Annotated in this window: 27 protein-coding genes; 14 read left to right on the top strand and 13 right to left on the bottom strand. The window is 64.7% G+C overall.

Annotated features, from left to right (window positions below; genetic code table 11):
• Positions 1-145: 145 nt before the first annotated feature.
• Together ACIPY2_RS02560 and ACIPY2_RS02555 are read left to right on the top strand one after the other, a co-directional pair.
• Positions 146-1,270, top strand: a complete 1,125-nt coding sequence (locus tag ACIPY2_RS02560; protein ID WP_400264809.1) for an LLM class flavin-dependent oxidoreductase — start codon at positions 146-148, stop codon at positions 1,268-1,270.
• The gene (locus ACIPY2_RS02555) at positions 1,270-1,737 is read left to right on the top strand and encodes a MarR family winged helix-turn-helix transcriptional regulator (protein WP_400264808.1); all 468 of its coding nucleotides are present in this window, start codon (positions 1,270-1,272) and stop codon (positions 1,735-1,737) included. Before ACIPY2_RS02560 ends, ACIPY2_RS02555 begins: the two co-directional genes overlap by 1 nt.
• 30 nt (positions 1,738-1,767) lie before the next feature.
• Here ACIPY2_RS02555 and ACIPY2_RS02550 read toward each other — a convergent pair whose 3' ends face one another.
• Together ACIPY2_RS02550 and ACIPY2_RS02545 are read right to left on the bottom strand one after the other, a co-directional pair.
• Positions 1,768-2,574 carry a transglutaminase family protein gene (locus ACIPY2_RS02550; protein WP_400264807.1) on the bottom strand — a complete coding sequence of 269 codons (807 nt, stop codon included), beginning with the start codon at positions 2,572-2,574 and terminating at the stop codon, positions 1,768-1,770.
• Positions 2,575-2,644: 70 nt separating this feature from the next.
• Positions 2,645-3,514, bottom strand: coding sequence for a hypothetical protein (locus tag ACIPY2_RS02545; protein ID WP_400264806.1), 870 nt, complete (start codon positions 3,512-3,514; stop codon positions 2,645-2,647).
• Positions 3,515-3,569: 55 nt separating this feature from the next.
• Here ACIPY2_RS02545 and ACIPY2_RS02540 point away from each other — a divergent pair, with 55 nt between their 5' ends.
• Complete coding sequence (locus tag ACIPY2_RS02540; protein WP_400264805.1) at positions 3,570-4,241, top strand: DUF1684 domain-containing protein; 672 nt, start codon at positions 3,570-3,572, stop codon at positions 4,239-4,241.
• 2 nt (positions 4,242-4,243) lie between these two features.
• Here ACIPY2_RS02540 and ACIPY2_RS02535 read toward each other — a convergent pair whose 3' ends face one another.
• Both ACIPY2_RS02535 and ACIPY2_RS02530 read right to left on the bottom strand, forming a co-directional pair.
• Positions 4,244-4,828 carry a PRC-barrel domain-containing protein gene (locus ACIPY2_RS02535; protein WP_400264804.1) on the bottom strand — a complete coding sequence of 195 codons (585 nt, stop codon included), beginning with the start codon at positions 4,826-4,828 and terminating at the stop codon, positions 4,244-4,246.
• Between the two features lie 3 nt (positions 4,829-4,831).
• Positions 4,832-6,040 carry an SLC13 family permease gene (locus ACIPY2_RS02530; protein WP_400264803.1) on the bottom strand — a complete coding sequence of 403 codons (1,209 nt, stop codon included), beginning with the start codon at positions 6,038-6,040 and terminating at the stop codon, positions 4,832-4,834.
• Between the two features lie 106 nt (positions 6,041-6,146).
• On the opposite strand from ACIPY2_RS02530, the gene ACIPY2_RS02525 reads away from it, so the two are divergent.
• Together ACIPY2_RS02525 and ACIPY2_RS02520 are read left to right on the top strand one after the other, a co-directional pair.
• Positions 6,147-6,995 (top strand): fumarylacetoacetate hydrolase family protein, encoded by an 849-nt coding sequence (locus ACIPY2_RS02525; protein ID WP_400264802.1) that lies wholly within the window; start codon positions 6,147-6,149, stop codon positions 6,993-6,995.
• An 18-nt stretch (positions 6,996-7,013) separates the two neighbouring features.
• Positions 7,014-7,511 (top strand): GtrA family protein, encoded by a 498-nt coding sequence (locus ACIPY2_RS02520; RefSeq protein ID WP_400264801.1) that lies wholly within the window; start codon positions 7,014-7,016, stop codon positions 7,509-7,511.
• A 21-nt stretch (positions 7,512-7,532) separates the two neighbouring features.
• On the opposite strand, the gene ACIPY2_RS02515 is transcribed toward ACIPY2_RS02520, so the two are convergent.
• The 6 genes from ACIPY2_RS02515 to ACIPY2_RS02490 all read right to left on the bottom strand — a co-directional run bounded on the left by ACIPY2_RS02515 (position 7,533) and on the right by ACIPY2_RS02490 (position 13,930).
• Positions 7,533-8,699, bottom strand: coding sequence for a cysteine desulfurase family protein (locus ACIPY2_RS02515; protein WP_400264800.1), 1,167 nt, complete (start codon positions 8,697-8,699; stop codon positions 7,533-7,535).
• A gap of 11 nt (positions 8,700-8,710) precedes the next feature.
• A complete protein-coding gene (nadC, locus tag ACIPY2_RS02510; RefSeq protein WP_400264799.1) occupies positions 8,711-9,586 on the bottom strand; it encodes a carboxylating nicotinate-nucleotide diphosphorylase in 876 nt (291 codons plus the stop codon).
• Complete coding sequence (gene nadB, locus ACIPY2_RS02505) at positions 9,579-11,273, bottom strand: L-aspartate oxidase (RefSeq protein ID WP_400264798.1); 1,695 nt, start codon at positions 11,271-11,273, stop codon at positions 9,579-9,581. The genes nadC and nadB overlap by 8 nt, the downstream gene beginning before the upstream one ends.
• A gap of 58 nt (positions 11,274-11,331) precedes the next feature.
• Positions 11,332-12,639 carry a quinolinate synthase NadA gene (gene nadA, locus ACIPY2_RS02500; RefSeq protein WP_400264797.1) on the bottom strand — a complete coding sequence of 436 codons (1,308 nt, stop codon included), beginning with the start codon at positions 12,637-12,639 and terminating at the stop codon, positions 11,332-11,334.
• Positions 12,636-13,355, bottom strand: coding sequence for an NrtR DNA-binding winged helix domain-containing protein (locus ACIPY2_RS02495; protein ID WP_400264796.1), 720 nt, complete (start codon positions 13,353-13,355; stop codon positions 12,636-12,638). The genes nadA and ACIPY2_RS02495 overlap by 4 nt, the downstream gene beginning before the upstream one ends.
• A gap of 101 nt (positions 13,356-13,456) precedes the next feature.
• Positions 13,457-13,930, bottom strand: coding sequence for an Lrp/AsnC family transcriptional regulator (locus ACIPY2_RS02490; protein ID WP_400264795.1), 474 nt, complete (start codon positions 13,928-13,930; stop codon positions 13,457-13,459).
• 174 nt (positions 13,931-14,104) lie between these two features.
• Between ACIPY2_RS02490 and ACIPY2_RS02485 the strand changes: the two genes are divergently transcribed.
• The 5 genes from ACIPY2_RS02485 (at position 14,105) to ACIPY2_RS02465 (ending at position 18,850) form a co-directional block, all read left to right on the top strand.
• A complete protein-coding gene (locus ACIPY2_RS02485; protein ID WP_400264794.1) occupies positions 14,105-15,490 on the top strand; it encodes an amino acid permease in 1,386 nt (461 codons plus the stop codon).
• A gap of 138 nt (positions 15,491-15,628) precedes the next feature.
• Positions 15,629-16,681, top strand: coding sequence for a thiamine pyrophosphate-dependent enzyme (locus ACIPY2_RS02480; protein ID WP_400264793.1), 1,053 nt, complete (start codon positions 15,629-15,631; stop codon positions 16,679-16,681).
• On the top strand, positions 16,674-17,699 hold the full coding sequence (locus ACIPY2_RS02475) for an alpha-ketoacid dehydrogenase subunit beta (RefSeq protein ID WP_400264792.1): 1,026 nt from the start codon (positions 16,674-16,676) through the stop codon (positions 17,697-17,699). The genes ACIPY2_RS02480 and ACIPY2_RS02475 overlap by 8 nt, the downstream gene beginning before the upstream one ends.
• Positions 17,692-18,021: a biotin/lipoyl-containing protein gene (locus tag ACIPY2_RS02470; RefSeq protein WP_400264791.1), complete on the top strand. Its 330-nt coding sequence runs from the start codon at positions 17,692-17,694 to the stop codon at positions 18,019-18,021. Before ACIPY2_RS02475 ends, ACIPY2_RS02470 begins: the two co-directional genes overlap by 8 nt.
• Position 18,022: 1 nt before the next feature.
• Positions 18,023-18,850, top strand: a complete 828-nt coding sequence (locus ACIPY2_RS02465) for an alpha/beta fold hydrolase (protein WP_400264790.1) — start codon at positions 18,023-18,025, stop codon at positions 18,848-18,850.
• A 21-nt stretch (positions 18,851-18,871) separates the two neighbouring features.
• Here ACIPY2_RS02465 and ACIPY2_RS02460 read toward each other — a convergent pair whose 3' ends face one another.
• On the bottom strand, positions 18,872-19,285 hold the full coding sequence (locus ACIPY2_RS02460; protein ID WP_400264789.1) for a MarR family transcriptional regulator: 414 nt from the start codon (positions 19,283-19,285) through the stop codon (positions 18,872-18,874).
• 88 nt (positions 19,286-19,373) lie between these two features.
• On the opposite strand from ACIPY2_RS02460, the gene ACIPY2_RS02455 reads away from it, so the two are divergent.
• The gene (locus ACIPY2_RS02455) at positions 19,374-20,036 is read left to right on the top strand and encodes a phosphoribosyltransferase (protein WP_400265099.1); all 663 of its coding nucleotides are present in this window, start codon (positions 19,374-19,376) and stop codon (positions 20,034-20,036) included.
• A gap of 96 nt (positions 20,037-20,132) precedes the next feature.
• Here ACIPY2_RS02455 and ACIPY2_RS02450 read toward each other — a convergent pair whose 3' ends face one another.
• Positions 20,133-21,467, bottom strand: a complete 1,335-nt coding sequence (locus tag ACIPY2_RS02450; protein ID WP_400264788.1) for an MFS transporter — start codon at positions 21,465-21,467, stop codon at positions 20,133-20,135.
• A 119-nt stretch (positions 21,468-21,586) separates the two neighbouring features.
• Here ACIPY2_RS02450 and ACIPY2_RS02445 point away from each other — a divergent pair, with 119 nt between their 5' ends.
• Both ACIPY2_RS02445 and ACIPY2_RS02440 read left to right on the top strand, forming a co-directional pair.
• A complete protein-coding gene (locus ACIPY2_RS02445) occupies positions 21,587-22,333 on the top strand; it encodes an IclR family transcriptional regulator (RefSeq protein WP_400264787.1) in 747 nt (248 codons plus the stop codon).
• 126 nt (positions 22,334-22,459) lie between these two features.
• Complete coding sequence (locus ACIPY2_RS02440) at positions 22,460-23,254, top strand: MoaF C-terminal domain-containing protein (protein ID WP_400264786.1); 795 nt, start codon at positions 22,460-22,462, stop codon at positions 23,252-23,254.
• A 58-nt stretch (positions 23,255-23,312) separates the two neighbouring features.
• Here ACIPY2_RS02440 and ACIPY2_RS02435 read toward each other — a convergent pair whose 3' ends face one another.
• Positions 23,313-24,788, bottom strand: coding sequence for an APC family permease (locus tag ACIPY2_RS02435; protein ID WP_400264785.1), 1,476 nt, complete (start codon positions 24,786-24,788; stop codon positions 23,313-23,315).
• Between the two features lie 233 nt (positions 24,789-25,021).
• On the opposite strand from ACIPY2_RS02435, the gene ACIPY2_RS02430 reads away from it, so the two are divergent.
• Entirely contained in the window at positions 25,022-25,981 is a 960-nt protein-coding gene (locus ACIPY2_RS02430; protein WP_400264784.1) for a helix-turn-helix domain-containing protein, read from the top strand.
• Positions 25,982-26,028: the final 47 nt, after the last annotated feature.

The following is a 26,028-nucleotide window of genomic DNA, read 5'->3' as shown; positions in this document are numbered from 1 at the left end:
ACTTTCCGAGGAAGCCACAGCCACGCAGGGCCGGGAACATTTCCCGGCCCTGCCCTGTTACAGGCATTGATACATGCAAATGCATCTAGTTTCAGGTACACTGTTGAGCAGAGCCCGGGACCTCGGGCAGGGAGAAAGGCACATCATGCAGATCGGCGTATTCAGCGTCAGCGATATCACGACTGACCCCACCACGGGCCGCACGCCCACCGAAAACGAACGCATCAAGGCGTCCGTTGCCATCGCCAAGAAGGTCGAAGAGATCGGCATGGATGTCTACGCCCTGGGCGAGCACCACAACCGGCCGTTCTTCTCCTCCTCCCCCACCACCACGTTGGCCTACATCGCGGCACAGACCGAGCGCATCACGCTCTCCACGGCCACCACGCTGATCACCACCAACGATCCCGTCAAAATCGCGGAGGACTTCGCGATGCTCCAGCACCTGTCCGACGGCAGGGTGGACCTGGTCCTTGGCCGCGGCAACACGGCCCCCGTGTACCCGTGGTTCGGCAAGAACATCCAGGACGGAATCGAACTGGCGATCGAAAACTACAGCCTGCTCCGCAAGCTGTGGGACGAGGACACCGTCAACTGGTCCGGCAAGTTCCGCACGCCGCTGCAGAATTTCACGTCCACCCCGCGCCCCCTCGACGGCGTGGCCCCCTTCGTCTGGCACGGCTCCATCCGCACCCCCCAGATCGCGGAAGTGGCTGCGTACTACGGTGACGGATTCTTCGCCAACAACATCTTCTGGCCCAAGGAGCACTACCAGCAGCTGATCGGGCTCTACCGCGAACGCTTTGAGCACTACGGCCACGGCAAGGCAGACCAGGCGATCGTTGGCCTGGGCGGACAGTTCTTCATGAGGAAGAACTCCCAGGATGCCGTCAAGGAATTCCGTCCTTACTTCGACAACGCTCCCGTATACGGCCACGGACCATCCTTGGAAGACTTCACCTCGCAGACTCCTTTGACCGTGGGCAGCCCGCAGGAGGTCATCGAGAAGACTCTCACCTTCCGTGAGTTCTTCGGCGACTACCAGCGCCAGCTGTTCCTGATCGACCACGCCGGCCTTCCACTGAAGACCGTCCTGGAACAACTGGATCTCTTCGGCGAGGAAGTCCTGCCGGTCCTGCGCAAGGAGTACGAGTCACGCAAGCCGGCGCACGTGCCGGACGCCCCGACGCACGCTTCGCGCGTGGCAAAGGCCCTCGAGGCCAATGTCAGCGAAACGGCGACGGCCGGGGCTGCGGGACAGGAGTCCTGATGTCCGGTCCAACAGGCACGGCTTCGTCCGCCGTCCGCCTGGCCGCCGAAACCTGGGAATCGCTCTTCCGGTCCCAGGTGGCGGTGATGCGGAAGCTCCAGTCCGGTCCGGCTTTCAAAAAGCTGCCCGTCAAGGAGTACGACGTCCTGTTCACCTTGTCCCGTTGCCCTTCGGGACAGCTTCGCCTGAACGAAATCAACGACAAGGTACTGCTGAGCCAGTCCAGCCTGAGCCGTTTGGTTGACCGTCTGGAGAAGCGGGGCCTCGTGGAGCGGACAACAGCGCCCGACGACGGCCGCGGAGTCCTGCTGTCACTCACCGAGGCGGGGCGTGAGTTGCAGAAGACGATCGGCCGCGAGCACGTACGCGACATTGCCCACCTGGTAGCGCCGGCCCTCACGGCAGAAGAACAGCGCGAGCTCCTGCGCCTCACCGAGAAACTCCGAGCTTCGGTGGCAGGCCACTAGCGGGCCCACGCGGCCGGGCAAGCGGATTGGCTAGCCGAGGGCTACGAGCTGCCCGGGGTCTTCCCCGGGCAGTTCGCCGTTAACCTCTGCACTGACTTTCAGGCTCTTCAGCGAGAGGCTCCCGCCTACCGTGGACAGGAACGCCGTATCCGAAGAGTCCCTGCCGGCAGTAATGCGGAGCATCGACTCCCGGGGCGCCAGGCCCGTTGGGTCGATGACGTGCCAGGCATCATTGATCCAGGCTTCTGCCACCGCATGGAAGTCCATGGGGCTCAGGCCCGGGGCGTACACGGCCGCCAACCGGGCCGGTACGTCCTTGGAGCGGAGCAGGGCGATGGCAAGGTGCGCGAAGTCCCGGCACACACCGCGCCGGTGCAGCAGGGTCTCCACAGCCCCGTCGGTGCCCCGCGAGGAACCGCTGACATAACGCAGCTCGCCGTTGACCCAATTGCGCACGGCTTCCAGCAGCTCAGGCCCCTGCAGGCCGCCGAACTCGGCGTAGGACGTCGGCAGCAGCCTGTCCGATTCGGCGTAGCGGCTTGGCCGGACGTATCGGATCAACTCCATCCGTTCGGAAGTATCCGGCATCCCCCTGCCATCGACCGTTGCCTCGTAGTCGACGGTCACCTCGGTAGGCTCAGCGAACTCCATGTACTGGAAGCGGCCCCCATGATGGTCCGTGAGCTCGGTGAAGGGGACGGCTACACCGTCAGTGGTGATGGACAGCGTTTCGACCAGGGAGCCGTAGCCGGAATTGTTTGCCACAGCGATGGCCATGGCCACCTTGGTGTTCGGTGCGGTCTTGAAAACGAGCTTGGCAGCAACGTTGCGTTCCATTGATCTCCGGAATGGTTGCGGCGGGACAGCCCCCACAGGCCGCCGAGCATTTGATGGGCCAACAGCAGGACTACAAATTGACCTTCAGAGACAGTAGCATCCGCTGGACGTTGGCGAATTCAGTCCCCTGCGCGACATACTTTGCGGCAAGGTCCAGCGTGTCGAAGGCTTTGGCGGGTGCCACCTTTTCATCCGCCGCGAAGGCATGCAGCACGGCAACGTCCCCGAAAGAGAAGTCGCCCTTGCCTGCGGGTCCTTCAACGCGGTTCCTCAGTTCGCAGGCCTGCCCATCGGCACCGGCCACCACATTCGTGATGCCAAAGGAACCAAAGAACCTGTAACCCTGCACTACCCGGAACACCACACGCGGTTCTATGGTGCCGGGTCCCCCGGAATGGGCAACGTCAATGGGAACGCTGCTGACCACGACGTACGGATGGCTCTGGCCTGCGGGACAATCCGCGGCATCGGCGGCCGGCAGTCCTGTCTGCAAGGTGGCGATATACCGCCCCGAGGCATCCTTCACTTCCACTTTCAAGGCCCCGGGCAGGGTACCGGCGTCGGGCGTCACGGACTGTACGATCCATTCCTGCGGGACGTCGAAGCTGACTTTCTTCTCCGGATCCGAGTATGACTTCCAGGAAAGGGCGGTGGCTGCAGCAGACGGCGTGGCTGGATCCGCAGAGCCGGGTGTCCCTCCAGGGCTACTGCCATCCGTTGACGGTGAAGGTGAGGTCCCATCCGCTGACTGTGACGCCGGCGCGGTGCCCGATTCCGAGGCATTCGGCCGGGCAGTGGCTGTGTCCGTGACCTGGGCGCCTTTGTTCCGGTTGCCATCGCCCTGGGCATTGCAGGCCGTGCCGCCCACCAGGACGGCCGCAGCGAGGCACAGGGCGGCGAGCCTGCCGGGAACGGTGGCGGATGATGTACGGCCCGTCATGCAAGCAAGCCTATCGGCGGGCGTTCGACGACACGCGCAGGACTAGGCTGAACACATGGAATTGGATCAACCAGAGGAATTTGAGGACGACATCCCCACTATGTCCGCGCTGGACGTCGCCGACTGGCGGCTGCGGACATTCGCACTGTATGACCGGGTACGGCAGTTGGCAGCCAAGGATCCCTTCGATGCACACAACTACTGGCGGCAGGAGCGTGACCGGCTGTTCGCCACGCACCCGGCGTCAGCCCTGACGGAGAAGATGAAAGCTTCCTTCTCCGGGCTCAGGACAGCCGATTACGATCCTTCCTACCGCTTCTACGCGCCGTTGCTTCCCGAGGGTGCGGGCGAAGAGCTGAACGTCAGGACAGGGACCGACGGGCTGGTTCCGTTCGTTCGGATCGGAACCTTTGAATTGCCGGGGCTGGGTTCGCTGGCCGCTTGGCGCCTGCGCAGTTACGGCGGCGGCATCTTTGTGCCGTTCCGCGATGCGACCGCCGGCAAGGAAGGCGGAAGCTACGGCGCCGGACGCTATCTCCTGGACACCATAAAGGGCGCCTTCCACGGCGTGCGGCGGACGGGCAGTGACGCGGAATTCATCCTCGATTTCAATTTCGCCTATAACCCGTCCTGCGCCTACAACGAGGCGTGGGCTTGCCCGCTTGCAGGGCCCGCAAACCGCCTCGCGGCTGAGGTGCCGGTGGGCGAGTTGTACTTGCCCGCCTGAAATCAGCCCGGCCCGGGCCCAGGCGGCATCCCCGGTGCGGGCGGCCTGCCCCGGCCAGGTGGCCCACCGGGCCCGGGCAGCTCTCCCGGACCTGGTGGCGGCGGGCCAGGCGGCAGGGGTGTTCCGGCGCCCGGTACGTGTCTTCGCAGGTGGGGCGGAGGCGGCCCCGGAAGCGCGCGCCGGGGAGCTTCCTGCCCGCCGGCGGCGGGCAGTTCCGAACCGGCCTCCGCCTCGGTTGTGCCATCCTCACGTTCCTCCGCCCCGGTTGTGTCCACACCGAAATATTCGTAAAGCGCTTTTTCCTGGCTTTCGGTCAGGGAACCCAGGTTGTTGTCCATTCTGGGCGCCTTGGCTACCAAATCCTTGGTGACGGCGAGGGTAATGACGGCTTCCTCCACGGTTGCCCCGTCCAGCGGGGCAAACGACTCGGACAGTCCGAAAAAGCCGGTCCGCACTGTGACGAAAGCCGGATCCCCGGAGTCGCTGTTGAGGAAGACCTGTTCGACCGAGCCGATCCTGTCTCCGGCGGAGTCCACCACGATCCCGCCGTTGAGGACTATCTGGTCAAGGTCCTGAAGACTAAGCATGCTTCATTGTGTCCCTCCGGCAGTCAACGCCAATACCGCGACTGCGGCAACTACGGTCAAGGGGGCAACAATGAGCCCGAACACCGCGTAGCCCTTCCAGCTGATGAGGACGTTCATCCTGGCCAACCTGTCGTGCCAGAGCAGCGTGGCCAATGAAGCCCACGGAGCAATCAGGGGACCCGCATTGACGCCTATGAGTAACGCCCCCGTGCGCAGCGGCGAATCGGCCAGGGGTTCTGCCAGCAGGTAGGCGGGGAGATTATTGACCACGTTGGAACCCAGGGCTCCGGTGGCGGCCAGCCGCAGCAAATCGCCAAGGCCCTCTCCCTGGCCCGCGAAACGCCCGAGCAATTCCGGGAGTCCGACGTACCGTGTTGCCTCCACCACCAGGAAGAGCCCGGACGTGAACAACAGCAAGGACCACGGAACCAGCTTCGGGTTCAGCACGCCAGGCCGCCGTACGGCGAACAGAATGAGCAACACCCCGGCCGCAGCTCCGGCAGAGATCCACAGCGGAATCCCGGACACCAAGGCCGGCAGGAGGATTGCCAGAACCGCAGCAGTCCCCACCAGAAGTACCCGGTCTGCCGGCGGGCCACCTGCCGCTCCGGAGGTACCGCCGTCGGGCTTGATCCTGGAGACCGGGATCCGCGCGTAGCTCTTGCGGAGGTCGCCGCGGAAGACGACCGCGATGAACAGCAAAGGCACCACGATGGCGACGATCGATGGCGCCCACATGAGCCCTGCGAATTGCGCGGGAGTGATGCCGCCGAGGTTGTGTTGCGCGAGGAGGTTGGTGAGGTTCGAAACCGGGAGGAGCAGGCTGGCAGTGTTTGCAAGCCAGACAGTGGCCAAGGCGAAGGGCAGTACAGGCAGTCCGGCACGGCGGGTCACCGTCACCACCACCGGCGTCAACAACACCGCGGTGGTGTCAAGGGACAAGAAGATGGTGCTGAGGACCGCAAACAGGGCCAGGAGAAGCCAGAGCAGGACGCTCCGGCCGCGCCCCCAGTGCCGCAACCGGCCGGCAACCCATTGGAAGACCCCGGCTTCGCTAGCCAGTTCAGTAACCACCGTCATACCGACGACGAACCCCATGATGGGAGCCACCCGCTCAACCAGGACACCAACTTCGGACCACGGCAGTATCCCCGTAGCCACGGCAACGGCTCCAGCAACCAGCAGGACCGCCCCAATGATCGCCAGACGCATGAACGGAATTGTATAGCGCTTTGTTGGGTCCACTCTGCGTTCCATTGGCAGGTCTTGGGGCGTAAATCGGGCCTTCCAAGCTATGGGGAGGACGTAGGATGTCTTCATGACCTCCACGCTCCCCCGCCGCATTGCACGCATCAGGCCCCTCGAACCGCAGTCCCCCGACGAACAGTTCTTCGCGGCCAACGATGCCGCTGAGTTCGAATCGGCAGCAGGACGCCACTGGACGTTGATCGACACACCTTTCCCAGGTTCCCGGGCCAACGCCGCCAGCCCTGCGAGGCCCGGTTGGGAGACCGGCAGCACCGTGGACCAGGATGCGTTCATTTTCCTGGCTCCGTCCGTGCCGGCGAACGTCCTGGGCATGGCACACAACACCGGCCAACCCGGCCGGGACCTGCCGCCCCAGGCATTCCATAAGGCCGCAACCAGCGTGATCGGTCCGGACGAAGCCATCCTGCTAAGCCCGAACGTTGGTCACGTCGACCCGGAAGCTGAGCTGACCGTCGTCGTTGGCAGGACCGCTCGGGCCTTGACCATGGAGACGGCCAGATCCGCCATTCTTGGGTTCACCATCGGCAACGATGTTTCCGCACGGGACCTGCAGAAGACCGACGAACTTTGGATCAGCGCCAAAAGCCAGGACACGTTCACCCCCGCAGGTCCGTGGATTGTCACCGGGCTCGATGACTCGGACCTCGCGATCGGAATCGTGCACAACGGCAAGGAGCTGCGCCCGGCCAGTTCGGCGGAGCTGGGCTGGAAAGTGGACGAAATCATGGTTTACCTGACGTCCTTCATGACGCTCCATCCGGGCGACCTCGTGCTGACGGGCTTCCCGGCCGAGTGCGCAAGGATTTTGCCGGGCGACGTTGTGGAATGCCGCGTAGAGGGCATCGGAGCGCTGCGGAACCCTGTGGAGGCGGCCGGCTGGGAGGACCCGGCTGCTTGATGTGTCAGGCTTAAGCCCATGGAGACAACCACTGGCAGCACAGGATTGTCCCGCTCTCCCTCCCCGAATGCAGCCGTACGGCCTGAACGTCGGCGCCACAAAGGCATCCTCAAATACCCCGTGGTGCGCCAACTCATCCGTTTCACGGGCGTAGGCGTCATCTGTACGGCGAGTTCCCTGGCCATCTACGCCTTGCTGCGGCCCTGGATCGATCCCCAATTGGCCAACGCCATAGCGCTGATCCTCACATCGTTGATGAACACGGCGCTGAACCGGCGGCTGACCTTCAAAATCACGGGCAGCAGGAAGCGGACCCAGGACCACTTGAACGGCATCATCGTGATCGCCGTCGCACTGATCATTACGGGCGGAAGCCTCGGTGTGCTGCACCTCTTCCGCCCCGATGCCACGGTCGGAGAGGAACTTTGGACCACCACGCTGTCAGGATTCCTGGCCACCGCGGTGCGCTTCACCCTCCTGCGCCACTGGATCTTCCGCCGTGCCCGGCACGTCTGACCAGCCAGGCGCCAGGGCCAGCTAACCTCGTTGCGGGGTCGCCAGGTTCCGGACACGTCCGACGGCGGTTGCCACGGCCGCGGCCGCCTGCTCAAGCTCCGTTTCGATGATGGCAGAGGTGAAGCTGAAGCGGACGGCCGTCTGCGCCGTCTCAGGAGCTATGCCAAGTGCCAGGAGCACCGGCGAAGGCGCGTCCGAGCCCGCTGCACAGGCTGACCCGCTGGAACATACAACGTCAAGGCGTTCCAGTTCCAGCAACACCGACTCGCCGCTGGTTCCCGGGAAGCAGAACGAGGCAACCGAGGGCAGTCGCTCCCAGGGATGGCCCGTGAGCATGGCTTCCGGAACGGACCCCTGGACAGCGGAAATGAACCGGTCCCGCAGGCCGGAGACACGCTCAGCCATCGACGCCTGCTCGGCGTGGCTCAGGGTCAGGGCCATGGACAGCGCAACTGCTCCTGCCACGTTCTCCGTACCCGAACGCCGCCCGCGTTCCTGGCCACCGCCGTGGACCAGCGGTTCGATCCGGAGCCGGCCCTTGGCGAACAGCACACCGGAACCCTTCGGGGCGCCGAGCTTGTGGCCGGAGAGGCTCAGTGCGTCCACTCCCAGGACTTTGACGTCCAAAGGCAACCACCCCGCGGCTTGGACGGCGTCGGTGTGGAAGGGAATGCCCAGTTCGTGCGCGGCTGCCGCAAGTTCGGCCACCGGCTGGACTGTCCCTACCTCGTTGTTGGCGTACATGATGCTGACCAAGGCTGTCCCTGGCCCCAGGACTCCCTGCAGGGCATCTACAGTGACCCGTCCGTTGCCATCCACCGGGACCACGTCTACGGCGAAGCCATGGACGCGCTCCAGGTAACGGGCGGACTCTTCCACGGCAGGATGTTCGATGGCGCTGATCACCACCCGGTTCAAGGCAGGATCCGAGGCCTGCCGGGCCAGGGCGATGCCCTTGACGGCGAGGTTGTCCGCCTCCGTGCCGCCGGAGGTGAAGGTCACCTCGCCGGAACGGCAGTTCAGGACCTTGGCGACGCCGGCCCTGGCTCCGGCGAGCGCCGACGCCGCTGCCTCGCCCAGGCTGTGGTGGCTTGAGGGGTTGCCGAATTCGCCGCTGAGGTAAGGCCACATCGCTTCCAGCACCTCGCGGCGTACGGGGGTGGTGGCGGCTGCGTCAAGGAAGATCATCCGGGACTGTCCTAAGCTTTGAGGTCCAGCTCCACGTCCAGCCCCAGGTCCAGGGCTGCGACACTGTGCGTCAGTCCGCCCACCGAGATGACGTCGACTCCCGTTGCCGCGATTTCGGCCACGGTACCGAGGTTCACGTTGCCGCTGGCCTCCACGATCGCCCTCCCGTCCACCTGCTTGACGCCTGCGCGCAACTGCTCGGGCGTGAAGTTGTCCAGCATGATGGTGTCCACTCCGGCAGCGAGGACCGGCTCGATCTGCTCTGCGCGGTCCACTTCGACTTCAAAGTGGGTAGTGTGCCCGAGCTGTGCTTTGGCGGCGACCAGGAGTTCGGTGAGTTTTGCGGAATCACCGCCGGTCATGACGGCCAGGTGGTTGTCCTTGGCGAGGACGGCGTCGGAGAGACTGTAGCGGTGGTTGGCTCCCCCGCCGCAGCGCACGGCATAGCGCTCAAGGACTCGGAGGCCGGGTGTGGTCTTGCGGGTATCGGTGATCCTGGCGCGCGTTCCCTCAACGAGCTGCACGAATTCCGCCGTCCGGGTGGCGATGGCACTCATGCGCTGGACCAGGTTGAGCCCAACCCGTTCGGCCAGCAGTACCGACCGCGCGTTGCCGCTGACCCGGGCCAGGTGCGTTCCGGCGTCGAACGTTTCGCCGTCGGCCAGCAGCAACCGGACGTCAGTGCCAGTGTCGATGAGTTTCATTGCGTCGCGGAACACCGTGCCGCCGCTGAAGACGCCGGGAACGCGTGCGTTGAGGACCGCTGTGGCGCGGGCATCGGCCGGAATGAGCAGCTGGGAGGTGATGTCCCCGTTGGGGGCGTCTTCGGCGAAGGCCCTTTCCAGGATGTCGCGGACTGCGGCCGCGGGGAGGGTCAGGCTAGTCATGGATGAGGCTCGCTTTCCGGCTCATGGTGTAACGCTGGTCAAAATCGTCGACGGCGGCAGGCTGGCTTTCGCTGTCGCTTCGGTAGTGCGCCCCCAGGGAGCTTTTCCTCTCCCGTGCCGCGTGGACAAGGAGTTGTGCAGCCAGGAGCAGGTTGGCGTCCTCGTGCTCGCGGGGATCGAGCGAAGCAGCCCCGGCCACCGGCAGGACCTCCTCAGCCCACGCGTCCAGTGTGGCTTCCGCTTCGGCAAGCAATACCCCGTTCCGGAGCACGCCGGCCTTGGCGGCCATGAGCTGCTGGAGGGCAGCACGGGAGAATGCTGGGCGTTGCGCAGCGGTGAGGGACTTCGGTGGTGCTGGAGGCCCCGAAAGCGCCGTGCTGGCGATGGGCATGCTCTGCCCCGCATCGGACGCCAACAGGAACGCTTCAACAGCCCGCCGCCCGAACACGAGACCTTCAAGCAAGGAATTGCTGGCAAGCCGGTTTGCGCCCTGAACGCCCGTGCAGGCAACCTCCCCTGCGGCATACAGTCCGGGAACAGTAGTTCGTCCGGACAGGTCCGTCACCACCCCGCCCATCCAGTAGTGGGCCGCCGGCGCCACGGGAACCGGCTGGTTGGTCCAGTCGATGCCTGCTTCACGCGTGCGTTGGCTGATGGTCGGGAACCTCTTCTCCAGGAACCCTGCGCCACGCTCCTTCTCAAGAACCGTGGCGTCAAGGAATACGTGTCCATTCGGATCGTTGAGGGCAGCAAGGTGGAGGGCGATGGAGCGGGAGACGACGTCCCTCGGAGCGAGTTCGGCATCGGGGTGGTAGTCCGGCATGAACCGCTGGCCGTTGGCATCGACGAGGATCGCTCCCTCACCGCGGACCGCCTCTGAAATGAGGAGCGGATCGGCCCCGGGGGTTTCCGCCGGGAACACCATGCACGTGGGGTGGAACTGGAAGAACTCAAGGTCTGCCACGGCAGCGCCTGCACGCCAAGCCAGGGCCAGCCCGTCTGCGGTGGCCACTGAGGGGTTGGTGGTTTGGGCGAATAACTGGCCCGCCCCTCCAGTGGCGAGCAAAACGGCGTCTGCATCCAAAACCGTTTCCCGACCGTCCCGGAGGCAGGCCACGCCGGTGATCCTGTCATCGGCAGCCACATTGCCCGTCAGCAGGGAGGTGACCTGCGTGTGGCTGACCAGGCTGATCCGGCCCGAAGCCTCGAATGCCAGGACGCTGCGGATGAGCGCCTCCGCCACCCTGGCTCCCGTGGCGTCGCCGCCGGCGTGCAGAATGCGCGGAGCAGAGTGGGCGGCTTCGAGCCCCAAGGCGGGGTCGCCGTCGTCGTCCATGTCGAAACGCACGCCAAAACGGACCAGGCCCGCGATGTCCCGGCGCGCTTCGGTGCACAGTACCCGGACGGCGTCGGGGTCACAGTGGCCTGCTCCGGCCTTCAAGGTGTCGGCGATGTGGGCAGCCACGGTATCACCGGGGGCCGGTTCGTCCAGGACGGCGGAGATGCCGCCCTGGGCGAACCACGTGTTGCTGTCCGCCAGTCCGCCCTTGGTCAGCAGCGTGACGTCGGCCCCGGCTTCGGCGGCCAACAGCGCGGCGTAAAGTCCGGCTATCCCGCTTCCGACGACGATCAGGCGACGGTTTCCGGCGTGGCCTGCAGGGTTCGACGCGATGGGGGTCGAGGTCATGTGGTGCTCGATTCGGCTGGCCCGGCTAACCGGGGATGGTGTGCCTCTTTATCCGGGTTTATGCGGGCTTGGCGGCCAGCATGCGCTCCAGCGCAATCTTGGCGTTGTCCTGCACGGCGTCGTCCACGGTGATGCGGTTGACGATGCGTCCTGCAACGAGTTCCTCAAGCACCCAGGCGAGGTAGCCGGGGTGGATGCGGTACATCGTGGAGCACGGGCAAATAACGGGGTCGAGGCAGAAGATGGTGTGCTGCGGATTCTCCGCTGCAAGCCGGTTCACCATGTTGATTTCGGTGCCGATGGCGAACGTGGTGGGTTCCGTGGCGGCCGCGATGGCCTTCTTGATGAAGTCCGTTGAACCTGCCGAGTCCGCGGCGTCCACTACTTCCATGGGGCACTCAGGGTGGACGATTACGTTGACCCCCGGGAAGTCCTGCCGCGCCTTCTCGATCTGGCCTACGTTGAACCGTTTGTGCACGGAGCAGAAGCCGTGCCACAGGATGACGCGGGAATCCAGGAGCGTCTGCTCGTCGTTGCCGCCCAGTTCCTTGCGCGGGTTCCACAGGGGCATCTGGTCCAGCGGGACACCAAGTGCCTTTGCGGTGTTGCGTCCCAGGTGCTGGTCGGGGAAGAACAGGACGCGCTGGCCACGTTCGAACGCCCATTCCAGCACCACTTTGGCGTTGGAGGACGTGCAGACGATTCCGCCGTTGCGTCCGCAGAACGCCTTGAGCGCCGCTGAGGAGTTCATGTAAGTGACGGGGATGACCGGGACACGGCCTTGCTCATCGACGTCCGTTCCGAAGATCTCCTCGAGCTGCTCCCAGCACTCTTCCACGGAGTCTTCGTCCGCCATGTCCGCCATGGAGCAGCCTGCGGCAAGGTTGGGCAGGATGACTGCCTGTTCGGGCGTGGAGAGAATGTCAGCCGTCTCGGCCATGAAGTGCACGCCGCAGAAGATGATGGCTTCAGCATCCGGCTTGGTGAGGGCCGCGTTGGCCAGTTGGAAGGAATCACCCACGAAGTCGGCGTACTGGACAACTTCGTCACGCTGGTAGAAGTGGCCCAGGATCACGGCGCGGTCGCCGAGCGTCTCCTTGGCTGCACGGATGCGACGGTCCAGCTCGGCTTCGGAGGCGAGCTTGTATTCCTCAGGCAGCTGGCCCTGCCGGGGCGTTGCCTTCGGAGCGACGTCGCTGCTGGAAGCACCCGGGCCGTAGGCCGGGACGCCCGCCAGGGCCTCGGCGAGGTCGTATTCCCACGGTCCCTTGGCCAGCGCCGGGCTGCAGGTGGCGCCCGCCCGGGACAAACCTTTCTCGGCTTCTTCGCGGGTGATCAGCTGGACGGCAGTGTTGACGCTGCTCATGGTGTACTCCTGTTGTCTGGCCCAAGGCCGGGTGTTCCAGTGAAGCGGTAGAGGCGTGGCGGGCGGTGTTTTCCGCCCTGCAGGTATTCACCGGTTTCTTCGATATCCGGTGTCGATTTGATCTGGCGTCGGAAATTCGCCGGATCAAGCTGGCGGTCCAAGACGGCTTCGTAGACCTCCCGGACCTGGGCCAGCGTGAAGAATTCGCCCAGCAGGTGGTAGGCGATGGAGCCGTAGGCCATTTTGTTGCGGAGACGCCAAAGGGCGTAGTCCACGATCGCGTTGTGGTCGAAGGCGAGCTCGCCGAGCCTGTCGGCCCGGAACCAGCGCACGTTTTCCGATTCGTCCGCGAGCGCCGCTTCCGTTGGCTGGACCAAGGCCCAATAGACGATCGAGACCACACGCTGGCTTGGCGACCGGTGGAGGCCGCCGAACGCGTAGAGCTGCTCCAGGTACTGGGGCGCCAGGCCCGTGGTTTCGCGGAGGTTCCGGGAAGCAGCGTCCTGGAGGGATTCATCGTGCGCCAGCGGCCCCCCGGGCAACGCCCACTGGTCCTTGAAGGGTTCCCGTATGCGGCGGACCAACGGCAGCCAGAGCGTGGGGCGGCCGGACTTCTCGCTGGGTCGCAGTGCGAAGATCACCGTGGAAATAGCCAACGACGGCGGTGCGAGCCGCCGCTCGGCGACGTTGGCGGAGTTGACGTTCACGGCGTTCACCTCGCTTCATCGCCGTCGGAACCGCTGTTCGGTTCCAGTTAAAGTCAGATTGACTAGAACTAATGGTACGACTCGATCCCGCGCAGACAAAATGCTTTTCGTCACATGGACTTGGCTGCCGCCTCCATCAACGGCAGGGTGCGTCCCTGAATGTGGCTGTTGAGCACTATCACGGAGGAGCAGCGGACCACGGATTTGGTGGCGATCATGGCATCGAGAACGCGCTGCATATCCGGGTTGGAACGTGCCGCGATCCTAACCATGAGGTCCGAATTGCCCGTTACCGTGTGCACTTCGATGATTTCAGGAATGGCACTGAGGCTCTCGATGATCGCGTCGTGTCCGATTTCCTGCGTGATGGTGACGGAGCAAAAGGCCACCACGGGAAAGCCGAAGTTTGCCGGATCGGGCTGCGGCACCCAGGAACCAATGACGCCGTTCTCGATCATCCGGTCTATGCGCGATTGCACCGTAGCCCGCGCCACCTTCAGCACCCGCGACGCTTCCAGCACGGAAGATCGCGGCGAATCCGTGAAGAAACGTACAATTTTTGCATCAAGAGCATCGACCAGCATCAAAGTTCCTGTCCCCGGGGAGTCATACCCATCACTTCGCCACAGCAAAAAGTGATGTATCTTACAAACTGCGAGAATTATTCCACGGCTCTTGCTGCGTCGTCGACGCCCTGCGTGCCCGGCCCAAGAAGCAGGCACCACCACCCGTATGAAATCCATAGAAGGTAGACACGTATGACAACGAAGTCCATCGCGGCTCCTGCACCAACCTCAGGCCTTGGCCACTCCCTGAAACCGCGCCAGCTCACCATGATGGGCCTTGGCAGCGCGATCGGAGCCGGCCTGTTCCTCGGCTCGGGTGCAGGCGTCCAGGCGGCAGGCCCCGCAGTCCTGATCTCCTACCTGGTGGCAGGAACCCTGATCATCCTGGTGATGTGGGCCTTGGGCGAAATGGCAGCAGCCAACCCCAACAGCGGCGCTTTCTCCGTCTACGCCGAGAAAGCCCTCGGCAAGACCGCAGGCGGGACCGTCGGCTGGCTCTGGTGGCTCCAGCTTGTGGTGGTGATTGCGGCCGAGGCCCTGGGGGCGGCCGGATTGCTTTTCTCCGTGTGGCCCGTCATCCCTGTTTGGGTCCTTGCCTTGGTCTTCATGGTGGTCTTTACCGGCATCAACCTGGTGGGCGTGCGCAACTTCGGTGAATTCGAGTTCTGGTTTGCCATCCTCAAAGTGGCAGCGATCGTGATCTTCCTCCTGATCGGTGCCGCACTCCTGTTCGGGTGGCTGCCCAACGTTGCCTCTCCCGGCCTCCACACTTTCGGGGACTTCGCACCCAACGGCATTGGGGGCATTGCCGCGGCGCTCTTCGTTGTGATCTTCGCATTTGGCGGAACCGAGATCGTCAGCGTGGCCGCAGCCGAGACCGAGAACCCCGCCCGCAGCGTGGGCAAGGCCGTCCGCACAGTGGTCTGGCGCATCCTCGTCTTCTACATCGGCTCGGTCTTTGTCATCGCAGCAGTCCTTCCGGTGGGTTCGGAGGGCCTGAAGTCCCCGTTTGCCGGCGTCCTTGACCTGGCCGGGATTCCGGGCGCCGGAGCCGCGATCACCCTCGTGGCCGTCGTAGCGCTGCTCTCGGCATTGAACGCCAACCTCTACGGCGCCTCCCGCATGGTGTTCTCACTGTCTGAGCGGGGCGAGGCTCCCCGCTTCCTGTCGCGCCTCAGCGGCTCCAAGGTACCGGTTGCCGCCGTCGGAATTTCCGTTGCCTTCGGATTCATCGCCACCGTGCTGGAGCTGCTGTTCCCTGACCGCGTGCTGCCCGCGCTCCTGAACCTGGTGGGCTCCACCTGCCTGGTGGTTTGGGGCGTGGCACTCGTTTCGCAGCTGATCCTTCGTCGCCGGGCTGACAGGGAAGGAACCGAGCTCCCGTTGCGCATGAAGGGATTCCCGGTGCTGACCATCGTGGGCCTCGCGCTCCTGGGCGTCATTCTCGCCGTCGGATTCGCCAACCCGGAAAGTGCCGGCCAGCTCTTTGGCACCGCCGCACTCATCCTGGTGATCGCGCTGGGCTGCTTCCTCAACGCCCGCGCAAAGGGCGGCAAAGTGGGCCAGTCGGCGCGGTAGCCACTTGCACGGCAGATCACAGAGGCTCTTCGCAGTTTGTACTGCGAAGAGCCTCTTTTCTTAACCATTTTGTACAAAGTGTTCCCCTCAAGCTTGGCTGATTGCGCACCGTTCATCCGGGTGATTACAGTCACAGCCATGACAACCACACCAGTGATTGCCGACGTCGACGATGACGCGGCTCCGCTCACGCACCACCAATTGCGCGAGCTGTACACCCTCATGGCCGCGGTCCGGCATTTGGATACCGCCGCCGTCGCCTGGCAGCGTCAGGGAATCATTCCCGGCTACGCCCCGGAGCTCGGCCAGGAAGCGGCACAGGTTGGCAGCGGATACGCCGTGGACCGTACGCGCGATTTCGTTTTTCCCACCTACCGCGAGATGGGCGTCGCGCGGGCCATGGGGCTGGACATGGTGGGCTACATGGCCACGCACAAGGCAACCTGGCACGGCGGCATGTACAACCCCCTGGAGTCCCGCTTCGCTCCTATCCAGGCCGTCGTAGCGGGCTCGGTCCTGCACGCCGTCGGATGGGCGCACGGACAAACCCTCTCCGGCAAGCCCGCCGGGGAGTTGGGCGTGGCGATGACGTACTTTGGCGACGGCGCTTCCTCCCAGGGCGACGTACATGAAGCCATGAACTTCGCGGCCGTCATGAAGGCACCTGTGGTGTTCTTCATCCAGAACAACGGATGGGCCATCTCCGTCCCCACTGAGCGGCAGGTGGCAGGAGGATCCGTGGCGGCCAGGGCGGCCGGCTACGGGATGCCCGCCATGCAGGTGGACGGCAACGACGTCGTAGCCGTCTACGAGGCCACGCGTTCGGCCTTCGCGCACTGCCGCGCGGGCAACGGACCCGTCATCATCGAGGCCATGACCTACCGCCGCGGGCCGCACTCGACAGCCGACGACCCCGGCCGCTACCGCACGCTGGACCAGGAGCGGATAGACGCCGGCGATGATCCACTGGAGCGCTTCCGGCAGCAATTGCTCGCCGACGGCGTGGCGGACCAAGCATTCTTCGACGAAGCGCAGCGCTTGGCAGAAGCGGAGGAAGCCGCCATCCGGGAGGGCATCGCCGATCTCGGCCCACGGCCGGGCGCCGAAATGTTCAGCCTGGTCTTCCAAGAGCCGACGCCTACCCTGCAATCCCAGGCCACTGCGTGGCGCAAGGAGTCCGACCATGTCTGAAACGCTCACCGAAACCAGCACTTCCGCCCAGGCAGGCATTGAGCAGCTGTCCATGCAGCAGTCCCTCAACCGGGCGCTGGACCAGGTATTGTCCGGGAATCCTAAGGCACTGGTGTTCGGCGAGGACTGCGGCCGTCTCGGCGGCGTCTTCCGGATCACGGACGGCCTCCAGGCCAAGCACGGGGAAGAGCGCGTCTTCGATACGCCGCTGGCCGAATCCGGAATCCTGGGCATGTCCGTGGGATTGGCGATGGCCGGATTCCACCCCATCCCCGAGGTCCAGTTCGACGGTTTCGCCTACCCCGCGATCAACCAGATCGTGTGCCAGATCGGCCGGATGAACTACCGCAGCCGCGGAACCCTGCCCATGCCGATCACGCTCCGCGTTCCCAGCTTTGGCGGCATCCGGGCACCCGAGCACCATGGGGAAAGCCTTGAGGCCTTGTTCGCACACGTCCCGGGGCTCAAAGTGGTTTCGCCCTCGAACCCGCATGACGCCTACCACCTCCTCAAATACGCTGCCTCCCGGCCGGATCCGGTGATCTTCATGGAACCGAAGTCGCGCTACTGGCAGAAGGGGCCGGTGGACGCCAACGACGGCGGCAACCTCACCGGGGCACGGGTGGCGCGGGAAGGCCGGCACCTGACCCTCGTAGCCTGGGGTGCGATGGTGGCCCGTTGCCTGCAGGTTGCCGAACTGGCGGCCGAGGACGGGATCGACGTGGAAGTGCTTGACCTGCGATGGCTCAAGCCCATCGATGCCGAAGCTTTGGCGACGTCCGTCTCCAAGACGCGTCGCGCCGTCGTGGTCCATGAAGCCCCGCTGACCTCGGGACTTGGCGCCGAAGTGGCCCAGCTGATCACGCAGCAGTGCTTCGCAACGTTGAAGGCCCCGGTGGAGCGTGTCACCGGGTTCGACGTGCCCTACCCCTCCGGCGACCTGGAGGACGAATACATCCCCAACGTGGACCGCATCCTTTACGGGATCCAACGAGTACTGGAGTACAAGCGTGGCTGAAATTTCCTTCCCCCTGCCCGATCTTGGCGAGGGCCTCATCGAAGCAACCGTCCTGGACTGGCTGGTGCAACCTGGCCAGCAGGTAGAGCGCAACCAGCCGTTGGTGGAACTGGAAACCAGCAAGTCCGCCCTCGAATTGCCCAGCCCGCAGGCGGGTAAAGTGGTGCGTATTCACGGGGAGCCGGGCGAAACAATCAACGTTGGCGAGCCGCTGATCGTGTTCGAGGTACCGGATGACACCGCCGGGATCGTGGGCACTGTTCCGAAGGACGAAGCACCCAAGCGCCGGGTCCGCCTGAGCGCCGTACTCGATGAGGACTGACATGATGACCGGCAGGCACACCGTGGAACAGCGACACACCGTCGAAGGCACCGATCCCGGACTGTTCGTCGAAGTCCATGAACCTGCCGCCGACGCCGGGCTGCGGCCCGTGCTGCTGATCCATGGCTTCTCCTCCTCGAGCAAGCTGAACTGGGGCGACTCCGGATGGATCAGCACGCTCCAGGAAGCCGGACGCCGGGTCATCACCGTGGATCTGCCCGGCCATGGCCGGAGCCACTCCCCCGAGGACCTCGATTCCTACACGCCCAGCCGCATCCGCGCCGACCTCCTGCAGATCGTCTTCGATGCCGGAGCACGGCCGCTGCAGGAGGGCAATTCCGCCACCGGCCTGGACGTCATCGGGTACTCGCTCGGTTCGCGGCTGGCCTGGGAATTTGCCGCTACCCAACCGGACCTGGTGCATCGCGTTGTCCTGGGCGGACCCAGCGCGGCCGACCCGCTGGCGGCCTTCGACCTCGCCGCTGCACAGCGCTACCTCGCCGACGGCACCGCCATCGGGGACGAGTCCACGGCAGGCCTCCTGAAGATGGCCCAAATGCTGCCCAGCAACAACCTCTTTGCCATGTTGTCCCTCATCGAGGCCATCAAAGGCGAGCCGTTCGATCCTGCCGAGGCAGCACCGCACGTACCGTTGTTGCTGGTTGCCGGCGAGAAGGACGAGCGGGCGGCCACCATGCCGCAACTGGCTGAGCTGGCCTCCAAGCGGGGCGCAATGGTGGAAACCCTGGTGGTTCCCGGGCGGACCCACACCAACGTCATCACCAGCAGGGCATTCAAGGACGCCGCAGTGGAATTCCTTGGCGTGTAGCCAAGTCAGCGGGCCAGCCGTTCAGCGCGCCAGCCCTTCAGCGTTGAGGCTCATTCGTTCCAGGACGCTGACGGCCATGGCGTACTCGTCAATGCCAATGCCCATGGACAGATCAAGGCGGGCCTCCTCAACGAGTCGTTGGGCCTGGTGGTAGGTCTCCCGCCCGCGTTCACTCAAGGTGAGGCGCTCGTCGATCATCGTGATCAGCCCGCGCCCCACCATGGATGCCAGTTCCCGTTCCCGCAGCCGGACGTCGGTGCCCCAGAACGGTCGGACCGCTTCTTCGAGTTCGTCGGGCAGCATGGTTGCTTCGGCAAGCGTGTTGAGGGTCTGCCACTGGCGCCGGCTGAGTTTCAGCCGGGCCAGGGTGGTGTCCAACTGGACTTCCAACGCGGCATCAAGGCGTTTGATCCAATATCCGATCGGCTTGTTCACAAGGCCATGCTTCCAGTGGAGGCAGCCCCCCGGCAAGGATTGAACTGTAGGCTTGAAGGAGCGCCGGACGACAGGAAAACAGGAGCTCATGGGCATGCGTTTCAAGGACCGGGCGGAAGCCGGGCTACGCCTGGCAGAAGGACTCCCCCAGTTCCGGGAACGGCCGGACACGGTGGTCCTTGGGCTCGCCCGCGGCGGTGTTCCCCTGGCAGCGGCAGCGGCTGCCGAACTCTACCTGCCGTTCGGTGCCGTGCTGGTCCGGAAGCTCGGAATTCCCGGCCGGGCCGAAACCGCCTTCGGAGCCCTCGCATGGTGCCAGGGTGACGTTGTGCGGCTGGTCAACAAGCCGCTCAAGGAGCATCTCCTGGCCCGCGGAATCAACCAGGCCGCCCTTGATGCGGTGGAGGCGTCCGAGCGGAAGGAATTACGACGGCGGGCCGCCGGGTACCCGGGCATTGCCCTGGACCTGCGTGGCAAGACAGCCATCCTGGTGGACGACGGTCTTGCCACGGGCGCCACCATGCGGGCCGCCGTCGAAAGCGTCCGTGCGGCCGGCGCCGCCACGGTCATTGCCGCCGTCCCGGTGGCATCGCTCGAGGCCGCAACTTCCCTGGCAAGGGTGTGCGACTTCATGTTGGCTCTGCATATACCGGGCAAGTTCCACGCCGTCGGTGCGTTCTACCAGCACTTTGAGCAACTGACCGACCACGATGTCATGGAACTGCTGAAAAGCGCCAAGCAGCCGGGTTAGGTCGTTGGGCCCCGACAGCACAAAGGAGGCGCAGTTGCGGCCGCGCCTCCTTTGCCGGGTGCCTTCAGTGAAGGATTCCCCTGGTGGTGGGTTCTCCTAGTGGTGGGTGCTGAAACCGAGCGGACGGCCCTTGGTTTCCTTGGCAAGGATCACGCCGACCGCGGAGATGACGCAGAGGGCCATGATGTAGATGCCAACCGAGCCAGACCATTTGGTCCCATCCAGCAAGGCCTGCGCGATGGTGGGAGCGAAAGCGCCGCCCAGGATGGCGCCGAGGGCGTAGCCGATGGAGATACCGGAGTAGCGAACCTGCGGCGGGAACATTTCGGCGTACATGGCGGACATGGGCCCGTAGGAAAGTCCCAGGCCGATCGTCAGCACGAACAGGGCAACGCCGTAGAGCAGAATGTTCTTGCTGTCGATCAAGGCAAAGAGGGGGATCATCCAAACGAACACGAGTGCGTAGCCCAGCAGGAAGGTCTTCACGCGGCCGATCTTGTCCGAAAGCCAGCCGCCGACCATGGTGAAGATGAGCCAGCCGAAGGAGGCAACCGTGGTGGCCAAGAGGATCTGCGGAGTGGGCATCTTCAAGGCCTTGGTTGCGTAGGAGATGAAGAAGGCGATCAGCAGGTAACCCGCGGCGTTGTTGGCGATGAAGATGAGTGCCGCCAGGACGACTTCCTTGGTGTTGTGGCGGAAAAGCTCACCCAGGGGCGCTTTGCTCTCCGCCTTGCGCTGGGCGATTTCCTTGAAGACCGGGCTTTCGCCGACGGCCCGGCGGATGAGGTACCCAACCACGATCAGGACTACCGACAACAGGAAGGGAACGCGCCATCCCCAAGCCGCGAATTCTTCCTTGGACATCCCCGACTGGAGGAAGAACAGCAGGCCGGTGGCCAGGATCATGCCGATGGGCACGCCGATCTGCGGGTAGGCGCCGAACAATCCGCGCTTGCTGAGCGGGGCGTGCTCCACGGCCATGAGGGCTGCTCCGCCCCACTCGCCGCCGGCCGAGAAGCCCTGGATGACGCGCAGGGTGATCAGGAGCACCGGAGCCCACAATCCGATGGCGTCGTAGGTGGGCAACAGGCCGATCAGTGCCGTGGCCGCTCCCATCATGACGAGGGTCATGACCAGCACTGCCTTGCGGCCCACCCTGTCACCGAGGTGGCCTGCGATGGTGGCACCGAGCGGGCGGAAGAGGAAGCTGATGCCAATGGTGGCGAAGGAGAGAATCTGCGCTACGCCAGGGTTGGACTTCTCCAACGGAGTGAGGAACAGCGGTGAGAGCAGCGTTGCTGTGAGCTGGGCAAAGATGAAGAAGTCGTACCACTCGATGGTGGTGCCCACGAGGGTTCCCGCCAGGACCCGGCGCTCTTCGCGCTTACTGCTGGGACCCGAGAGGGAATCGACGGAGGAAGTTGCGGTCATTGGAACTCCAGTGGGTGTGAGTGACTGGTCGGCGCTTGACTTGCATTAACCGACAGAACGGTCAGTTAGAAAAATGTACTACATGCTGTGACCCGAAGCACAGACCCCGTGGACATAGGATGGTTGGCATGAATCCCCGCAGCGACGTCAAAGGCCCGGCGGAAGCGGCAAGCCAGGCTCCGCCGTCGCAGACCCTGTCACGGGGAGTCCGCGCACTGGAAATCCTTGCCGCAGCAGAACAGCCGCTCACCATCGCCGAACTCGCCGAAGCCCTGGGCGTGCACCGCTCCATCGCCTACCGCATCCTGCGCACCCTTGAAGACCACTCGCTGGTCTTCCGCGATGACTCGGGACGGGTCCAGCCCGGAGCCGGGTTGGCGGTCCTGGCCCGTGGAGTCTCCCGCAACCTCCAAACCGCCGCGCTTCCCGAACTCACGCAGCTGGCCAACACGCTCCACATGACGGCGTTCGTGGCCGTCTGGGACCATCAGGAATGCGTCACGCTGGTTACGGTGGAACCCCGCCACTCCGGCGCAGCCCTGGCCCAGCACCCCGGAACCCGCCACCCCATCAGCAGCGGCGCCCCCGGGATCGCCATCCAGTCCACCATGACAGAGGAGCGCTGGCAGCAAGTTGGCCCGGGCGTGCCGTATCGCCCCGAGGCCCATGAGGCCCGGCGCGTAGGGTACGCAACCAGCCATGACGAAGTCATCGCCGGGTTGTCTTCCCTGGCTGCCCCGATCCACGTCCCGGGCGGACGGCCGGCGGCTATCGCCGTCGTCTACATCCGGCTGGACCAGGACGCCGAAGCCGTGGGGAAAGCACTGGCGGCAAGCGCAGCCCGGATTGAAAGCCAACTCGCCTAGATTCCGTTCATTCCACGCCAAGGAGTGTGCCCCCGGACACAAGACCGTGGGTGCGGTTTTACGAATACTCGAAAGCAGGACAGGACCGCTTGGCCTGATCCCCGATCGAGCTTCTGAAGGAAACCCATGAGCCTGAATCTTCTTGACACTTCCAACTGGTTGCCCCTGGATGGCCTGGCCCCCGGCTTTGACGCAAACAAGGCGCCCACCGTGCCGGACCTTGCCGGGAAGCAGTTCACGGTGATCGGCGACGGCGGTCCCATGACTTTCAGTTTCGACGACGAAGAAGTCACCTGGGCTGCCGCCGGCCGCTCCGGCACCTCAGCCTATGAGGCTTTCCTGGTGGCCGAAGAGCTGTACTACGCACAATGGCACAGCCCGGTGGAATCGGAAGTTGCAGTCTCGCTCATCCTGGACCTGGCCAACGGCCGCGCCCTGTACATCGGCGCACTCCTGGGACGGGCGACTGCAGGGGCCACCGCCGTTGAACATGACTTCCGCCCGGGAACCCTGCAGGGCTTCGCGACGAGCGGGGATGCCATCGTTGAAAGCACCGGCTTGATCGGCCGACGCGTGGAATGGGTCTACAGCCCGGTCCATGCGTACGAACACGTGTACCTCAGCCCCACGTGGTACACATGGCAGTGCCTGGCGGGTCCGGAGCGCGGACTGGCGGATACCGACTCCAACACGGTCTTCAAGATCAGGCCCGGCATCTTCGTCTTTACGTGGCGCGAAAAAGTGATCCCCTGCGGGTCCGTGACCATCGCGGACCACAGGGACATCGGCGCGATCCGCTCGCACGGAAGCCTTTTCGGCTGGAACGAGGCCGGCACGGAACCCGTACATTTCACGTTCGGTGCGCACGGGCGCCTGGTCAGCGTCAGCCAGCACAGCCCGGAACTCGACCCGGCCAGCTGACCTCCAACAAAGAAGCGTCCCCGGCAAAACTGCCGGGGACGCCTTCTTGTTGCCGAACTCAGTCTTCCGAGCCGTGGCCGATCCGGGCGTACAAGGCCGGCCGCGAGCGCCGCAGCCGCAGGCCCCAAAGCACGCCCGCCGCACCTGGCACCAGCACAACCAGCGGCAGGATGAACGTTGCCGCCGTGGATTCCGTTTGCCCCAGCAGGACGTTGAAGTTGGCCAGGATCAGCACGAAGACCACGGCCAGGAGGACAAAGCCGAGGCCCGGAGCCACAACCCGCACCCACGGGCCGGTCCCGTGCCGGTCCTTGCGGAAGAAACCGATCACCGCCAGCGAAACCACGGTCATCAGCAGCACCAGCCCCATCGCGCCGCTGTTCGTCAGCCAGGTGAACATGGTCAGGACCGGGTACAGTTCGCCGAGTTCGGAACCGCTTCCTGCGATCGCGAAGGCAACGGTGACGACGACGGCGATCACCGTCTGGGCCAGCGAACCGGCAAAGGGTGCTCCACTGCCCGGACGGACTGCGGCGAGCGCCGGTGGCAGGACCTGTTCGCGGCCCAAGGAGAAGAAGTAGCGGGCAACGGCGTTGTGGAAGCTGACCAGGGCCGCAAAGAGACTCGTCACAAAGAGCACCTGGGCGATGTCGCTCAGCACCACGCCGCCGTTGCTTCCCAGGAATGCGAAGATCATGTCCGGACCGTTTGCGGCCGCGGTTTCGATGACGGCCGAAGGCCCTGCTCCGATGGTCATGGCCCAGGCGGAAACGGCGTAGAAGACCGCGATGATTCCCACCGCCGCGAAGGTTGCGCGGGCCACTGTGCGCTTGGGGTCCTTGGACTCCTCCCCGTAGATGGCAGCCGATTCGAATCCCATGAAGGCCGCGATGCCGAAGGAGAAGACTGCGCCGATCCCCGGCACGAACAGGGTTTCCGGGCTGAAGCCGGCCGAGCTGACACCCTCGGGCGCCACGGCAAGGCTCATGACGTCATAGGCAATGACCACGAGGAACTCCAACGCCACCAGGATCCCCAGCACTTTGGCGGACAGGTCCACACGGTTGACGCCGAGCCATCCAACAATGGCGATGCACACCAGGACCGGGATCCACCAGGGAACGCTGATTCCCAGCCGGGCGGACAAAAGTGATGACACAGTAAACCCGAAGAGTCCGTAGATACCTACCTGCATGAGGTTGTACGCCATGAGTGCCACCAGCGAGGCGCCGACGCCTGCGGGCCGGGAAATCCCTTGGGCGATGTAGGCGTAGAAGGCACCGGCGTTGGTGACGTACCGGCTCATCGCGGCGTAGCCCACGGCGAACAAGGCGAGGATCGCACCGAGGATGAGGAAGGACAACGGCACACCTATGACGCCGGTGACGGCGAAGGTGGTGGTCACGCCGCCCGCCAGTACGGTCAACGGCGCCGATGCCGCAATGATCATGAAGGTCACGGCGGGCACGCCCAGCCGCTTCTTGGTGGTGGCGGTTCCGGCGGTCCGGCCCTTCACGGGATTGTCCACGCTCATAAGTGTGCTCCTGCCTCGGTACCGCGGGAGATGGCGCGGTAAGTGTCGGTCATTCCGCAATCTTCCAACGCAAGGGCAGCGCGTGACTTGTCTCACACGGCAAGGTGTTTGTCTGTCCACGCAAGCCCGGGCGCCATGTGGCCGCGGTGTAGAATCGTGGGCAAGCTCACGTCCGGCTGGCGGCAACCACTACCAGCACCCAGCGGCACGGCGGGCCTTCGAAAGGGAATTGGATGACCGTCGCGGCTGATACCGGGCCCGCAACCGTAGAAACCGTCGTCGCGGATTCGTTCCAGGAATGGAGCCGGGCTATATCCGCATCCTTTGTGCCGCTGCTGGCCAAGGGGCCGCGGGGAGCAAACTTCCACGGAACCATGCGGGCACGGGTGCTGGGGCAGATCTCCGTTGTGGAGGTCACTGCCGGTCCCCATACCGTGCTGCGGACGCCTGAATTGATTGCCCTGTCCAGCGGACGGTACTTCAAGCTCAGCATCCAGCTCTCGGGTACCGGCCGACTGGTCCAGGACTCGCGCCAGGCGGTACTGAACCCCGGCGACCTTTCCATCTACGACACCTCCCGCCCGTACCAATTGACGTTCGACGACGACTTCCGCACTTTGGTGCTGATGTTCCCGCATGTGCTGCTGGACCTGCCGGTCGAAGCCATGGGCCACGTGACGGCCCTGCGGATTCCCGGTGACGAAGGCCTGGGTGAGCTGATCAGCCCGTTCCTGGTCAGGCTCGCAGACAACCTCGAAGCATTGTCCGGCTCCAACGGGCTGCGGCTGGTCCACAACGCCTTGGACCTGGTCACCACCTTGTTCAACGGGGAGCTTGACCAACTGATCGAGACCGGGCGCGACCCCCACCTGCTGCTCCTTGGACGGATCCACGACTACATCGAAGCCAACCTCGGGGATCCGGAGCTCTCCCCCGGAACCATTGCCGCAGCCCACTACATCTCCACGCGGCACCTGCATGACCTGTTCCAGGAAATCGGGACCACCGTTGCCGCTTCCATCCGGCAGCGCCGGCTGGAACGTTGCCGGCGTGACCTGCTGGATCCCGTCCTGGCCGACCGGGCCGTCACGGCCATAGCGGCCCGGTGGGGGTTCACCGACGCCGCCCACTTCAGCCGGATCTTCCGCGCCGCCTTCGGGAACTCCCCCACCGGCTACCGCAGCAGCCACTGAGGTTCCGGTGAGCGCCGTCGGGAGTTCCCACCGTCGAACATCAGCGC

Origin of the sequence: Paenarthrobacter sp. NPDC089675 (genome assembly GCF_044749185.1) — a bacterium.
Classification (GTDB): Bacteria; Actinomycetota; Actinomycetes; order Actinomycetales; family Micrococcaceae; genus Arthrobacter.
This window is presented reverse-complemented; position numbering and strand designations above follow the sequence as displayed.

Coding starts and splice junctions, on each gene's coding strand:
- ACIPY2_RS02455 (WP_400265099.1), top strand. CDS start 19,374: ATGGGCATGCGTTTCAAGGACCGGGCGGAAGCCGGGCTACGCCTGGCA.
- ACIPY2_RS02525 (WP_400264802.1), top strand. CDS start 6,147: ATGACCTCCACGCTCCCCCGCCGCATTGCACGCATCAGGCCCCTCGAA.
- ACIPY2_RS02445 (WP_400264787.1), top strand. CDS start 21,587: ATGGTTGGCATGAATCCCCGCAGCGACGTCAAAGGCCCGGCGGAAGCG.
- ACIPY2_RS02475 (WP_400264792.1), top strand. CDS start 16,674: ATGTCTGAAACGCTCACCGAAACCAGCACTTCCGCCCAGGCAGGCATT.
- ACIPY2_RS02520 (WP_400264801.1), top strand. CDS start 7,014: ATGGAGACAACCACTGGCAGCACAGGATTGTCCCGCTCTCCCTCCCCG.
- ACIPY2_RS02480 (WP_400264793.1), top strand. CDS start 15,629: ATGACAACCACACCAGTGATTGCCGACGTCGACGATGACGCGGCTCCG.
- ACIPY2_RS02440 (WP_400264786.1), top strand. CDS start 22,460: ATGAGCCTGAATCTTCTTGACACTTCCAACTGGTTGCCCCTGGATGGC.
- ACIPY2_RS02530 (WP_400264803.1), bottom strand. CDS start 6,040: ATGCGTCTGGCGATCATTGGGGCGGTCCTGCTGGTTGCTGGAGCCGTT.
- ACIPY2_RS02540 (WP_400264805.1), top strand. CDS start 3,570: ATGGAATTGGATCAACCAGAGGAATTTGAGGACGACATCCCCACTATG.
- ACIPY2_RS02545 (WP_400264806.1), bottom strand. CDS start 3,514: ATGACGGGCCGTACATCATCCGCCACCGTTCCCGGCAGGCTCGCCGCC.
- ACIPY2_RS02515 (WP_400264800.1), bottom strand. CDS start 8,699: ATGATCTTCCTTGACGCAGCCGCCACCACCCCCGTACGCCGCGAGGTG.
- nadC (WP_400264799.1), bottom strand. CDS start 9,586: ATGACTAGCCTGACCCTCCCCGCGGCCGCAGTCCGCGACATCCTGGAA.
- ACIPY2_RS02435 (WP_400264785.1), bottom strand. CDS start 24,788: ATGAGCGTGGACAATCCCGTGAAGGGCCGGACCGCCGGAACCGCCACC.
- nadB (WP_400264798.1), bottom strand. CDS start 11,273: ATGACCTCGACCCCCATCGCGTCGAACCCTGCAGGCCACGCCGGAAAC.
- ACIPY2_RS02465 (WP_400264790.1), top strand. CDS start 18,023: ATGATGACCGGCAGGCACACCGTGGAACAGCGACACACCGTCGAAGGC.
- ACIPY2_RS02555 (WP_400264808.1), top strand. CDS start 1,270: ATGTCCGGTCCAACAGGCACGGCTTCGTCCGCCGTCCGCCTGGCCGCC.
- nadA (WP_400264797.1), bottom strand. CDS start 12,639: ATGAGCAGCGTCAACACTGCCGTCCAGCTGATCACCCGCGAAGAAGCC.
- ACIPY2_RS02490 (WP_400264795.1), bottom strand. CDS start 13,930: ATGCTGGTCGATGCTCTTGATGCAAAAATTGTACGTTTCTTCACGGAT.
- ACIPY2_RS02560 (WP_400264809.1), top strand. CDS start 146: ATGCAGATCGGCGTATTCAGCGTCAGCGATATCACGACTGACCCCACC.
- ACIPY2_RS02430 (WP_400264784.1), top strand. CDS start 25,022: ATGACCGTCGCGGCTGATACCGGGCCCGCAACCGTAGAAACCGTCGTC.
- ACIPY2_RS02550 (WP_400264807.1), bottom strand. CDS start 2,574: ATGGAACGCAACGTTGCTGCCAAGCTCGTTTTCAAGACCGCACCGAAC.
- ACIPY2_RS02450 (WP_400264788.1), bottom strand. CDS start 21,467: ATGACCGCAACTTCCTCCGTCGATTCCCTCTCGGGTCCCAGCAGTAAG.
- ACIPY2_RS02485 (WP_400264794.1), top strand. CDS start 14,105: ATGACAACGAAGTCCATCGCGGCTCCTGCACCAACCTCAGGCCTTGGC.
- ACIPY2_RS02535 (WP_400264804.1), bottom strand. CDS start 4,828: ATGCTTAGTCTTCAGGACCTTGACCAGATAGTCCTCAACGGCGGGATC.